Raw genomic sequence first — 3,292 nt, forward strand, 5'->3', positions numbered from 1 at the left:
CAGACCTCGGGCGACATCAGCCGCGACACGGTGATGCGCCAGCTGCCCTTCGACATCGACGTCACGGCAGAGCAGAAGAAGATCGACGTCGAGCGAGTCCGCGACTCGCTCGGGATGTCGATGGCGTCGCTCGCCCAGGCCATCCCGCAGATGGCGATGGGCGGCGCCGACCCGACGCCGATCATCATGAAGATGGCGACGTACGCGCAGGCGCTCCAGAAGGGCGACAGCCCCGAGGACGCCGCGGCGAAGGCGTTCCCGCCACCGCCTCCGGCTCCGGCGCAGAACCCCCAGGAGGAAGCGGCCGAGGCTGGACCCGGCGCCCCTCCGGGTGCAGGCCCCGAGGGCGGGCTACCGCCCGAGCTCGCCGGTCTTCTCGGTGGTGGAGGCGGCGCACCCCAGCAGGGTGGCGCCGGACAGGACCTCCTGATGGGCCTCGCTGGCATGACTGCCGCCGGGAAGCCCAACCTCCAGATGAACGTCAGCACGCGCCGCCCGATCTAGCAGTACCAATCAAGGAGAACGAGATGTCCAACGGTCCCGTCGTGGGTCAGATGCACCAGGGTTCGCCCATCACCAAGGCTGCCGTCGAGCCCGACGAGGCCGGCACCCCCGTACGCGCGAAGCCGGCCGGTCCGGTGCCGCGGGGCGAGCAGCACCAGAAGGAGACGCCGACCACGGTCGGCCGCAACGGCAACAAGCCGCGCTGAGGCCCTCATGGACGAAGAGGTCTACGAAGAGTCCGAGGGCGGCCGTAAGTTCCACTGGCTGTTCCCGATCATCCGGATCCTGACGTTCGTCGCGAGCATCTTCGGTGTCACCGGTCGGTTGTTCGCCGGGCTCACCGAAGACCTCGTCGAGCACGTTAACTACAAGTACGAGCGGTCCGCCTTCCAGGAGGACGCTCGCCGTGAGCTCGAAACCCTCACCGAGGGCCCCGAGGAGGAGTAGTGGCAGGACAGCACGGGGGCTACAGGGCCCCGGCCAACCCGGCGCCCGTCTCCGGTCCTGGCTCCCTCTCACGCCGGACCGATGGCGGTCCGGGCAAATCCAACGGTCGCCAGCCCGTCGCGGAACTACCTGACGCGGGGTATGGCGAGCAGGCCGCTTTCCGGTCGATCCAGCAGGGCGCACCGATCCAGAAGGTTGAGCCCCCCACTGGGGGCGCTCCCGGAGGTGCACCCCAGGCGGGCGCGCTACCCCCGCCCCTGGACGCACCGACGGGGCGGCCGGGAGAGCCGGTTACGTCCGGCGTCGACATCGGCGCCGGACCCGGCTCGGATTCCCTCGGCCTCTTCGATCCATCGACGATGGCCGCGGACGACATCCGGAACGCGATGCAGTACCTACCCACCCTTCAATACATCGTCGATTCGAGCCCGCGCGCCAGCTCCAGTACGCGCGCGTTGGTTCGCTATCTGAGGTCGATGCGCTGACAAGCGGCAGCGGCCTCCAGAAGGAGTAGTCCGTGTCGTTCATCGACAAGCTTGGTGAAACCCTCCAGGACGCCGGCTGGTTCGTCGGCGCCCCCGTGATGGCCGCAGTCGACGTAGCGAAAGCCGCCCTGCCGGGCGGCACTCCGCTGACGACGGGTGCCGTGAAGGCGATCACCACCGGCTTCGACCGCGGCACCCAGCTCTTCTTCGGCGACCAGACCGGCGACGACGCCGGGACGCAGAACCTCGCGAGCCCGGCCGTCAACAAGGCCATGGACGGCATCGACTGGGCGTACCGGGAGGTACTGTCCCAGCCGCTGAACTTCGCGAACATCGAAGGCCAGCGACTCCTCGCTGACCTGACGGGGACGCAGGACGACGCGTCGCCGCTCGACTTCGGGTCCGCGTGGGATCGCGCGGACAACAAGACCGGCGGCTACGACGGCAAGGGCACCTCGATCGGTCGCGAGTGGACCAACCTGGTGGGCGCCGGCTTCGGTGCGATCACCAAGCCGTTCGAGCTCCTGGGCGGTCCGCACATCCCCGACAGCGAGCGATTCGCATCCCTCACCGACGAAGGCCAGCGCACCCTCGACCAGGGGAAGTCCTGGAAGGACGGCGGCAAGCCGTACGACCTGCTCTCCGGCGGTATGGACGCGATCGGCCGGATCTTCCTGGATCCGACGATCATCGGCGGCAAGGCGCTCAAGATCGCTCGCGCCAGCAAGGTGATCGCCGGGATCAAGACCCCGACCGAGATCTCCACGAAGCTGGAGAGCCGGAGCGACGGCCTGTTCGCCGGTTTCGGCGCCCGGCACGAAGAGGCGCTGAAGTTCGCGACGGCGCCCGACCGAAGCGCCGGCGAACTGCTGGCCGCGTTCCCCGGGCTGCGCAACTCCCTGGATGGGGAGTCTGTCGCCTCGGTGCTCGAGCAGACCAACAAGGCGATGCGCCTGGCGGGTAAGTCCGACGACGAGATCGTCGACCAGGCGAAGCTGATCACCCGCGCGTCCATGGGGGACGCGTCGGCTCTCGACAACATCGACCAGTCGGTGGCGTTCGCCAAGGACGCCCTCGCGGTGATGAAGTCGGATCGCGACGACCTGAAGACCGCGGCCGAGTGGGCGACCAAGTACTCCGACAGGGTGTCGCCTGATGACATTCGGGAGGCAGCCCAGAGCCTCAACCTGGTCAAGGACCTCGAGCTCCGGGGACGTGACTACTTCACGTCCGACGAGTTCCTGAAGCTGACGAAGGCGCGGCTCGACTCCTCCTCGAAGGACATCCGCGCCGCCGAGCAGGAAGTGGCTCGGCAGCAGCGAGTCCAGAACCTCTTCCGTGACGGCGAGAACGGTTCCGTTCTTGGGACGTTCGGATCTGGTAGTGACGCGCCGCTTTTGTCCTCAGTTCTGGGGACAAACGTCCCGCTGGTCGGCGGGACCCGGAAGCTCGAGCGCGCCGCGAAGCGCGAGCGCGGCGAGAATGTCGGCCTCGACTTCGTCTTCCAGACGACCGCCTGGAACAAGGGCGTCAAGGTGCTGGCGCCGCACATCTACCTGATGCAGAAGGCGCACGGGGCGTACGGCCGGATGGCCGCACCGCCGGTCATCAACGTCGAGGACGAGCGCGCCGGCATGGCGCTGAACACCTGGCTGAAGCACACCGGCATGGACGCCGAGCGGCGTCTCGAGCTGGTGTCGCGGATGGCCGGCTCCACCTCCAAGGTGCAGCGCGGCCAGATCGTCGACGAGGCGATCGAGAAGGGCGTCGACGCGTCGATCTCCGCCCACCGGGCGAAGAACCCGCTGATGACGGACGAAGCCGAGAAGCTCGTCCGGCTGGCGATCCAGAAGCAG

Annotated in this window: 3 protein-coding genes and 1 pseudogene; all 4 read left to right on the forward strand. The window is 68.2% G+C overall.

Annotated elements, in window-relative coordinates; all coding sequences use genetic code 11:
• Window positions 1-504, forward strand: a pseudogene (locus VIU94_RS14070) (hypothetical protein); the annotation flags it as partial.
• Between the two features lie 23 nt (window positions 505-527).
• A complete protein-coding gene (locus tag VIU94_RS14075; RefSeq protein WP_331911286.1) occupies window positions 528-710 on the forward strand; it encodes a hypothetical protein in 183 nt (60 codons plus the stop codon).
• Window positions 711-717: 7 nt separating this feature from the next.
• Complete coding sequence (locus tag VIU94_RS14080) at window positions 718-951, forward strand: hypothetical protein (protein WP_331911288.1); 234 nt, start codon at window positions 718-720, stop codon at window positions 949-951.
• Window positions 952-1,468: 517 nt separating this feature from the next.
• Window positions 1,469-3,292 (forward strand): hypothetical protein (locus VIU94_RS14085; protein WP_331911290.1); only part of this gene is annotated, 1,824 nt, incomplete at its 3' end.

Source organism: Streptomyces sp., assembly GCF_036566765.1.
GTDB lineage: Bacteria > Actinomycetota > Actinomycetes > Streptomycetales > Streptomycetaceae > Streptomyces.

Bases quoted from the DNA above. Each gene is read 5' to 3' on its own strand.
- VIU94_RS14075 (WP_331911286.1), top strand. From the start codon at position 528: ATGTCCAACGGTCCCGTCGTGGGTCAGATGCACCAGGGTTCGCCCATC.
- VIU94_RS14080 (WP_331911288.1), top strand. From the start codon at position 718: ATGGACGAAGAGGTCTACGAAGAGTCCGAGGGCGGCCGTAAGTTCCAC.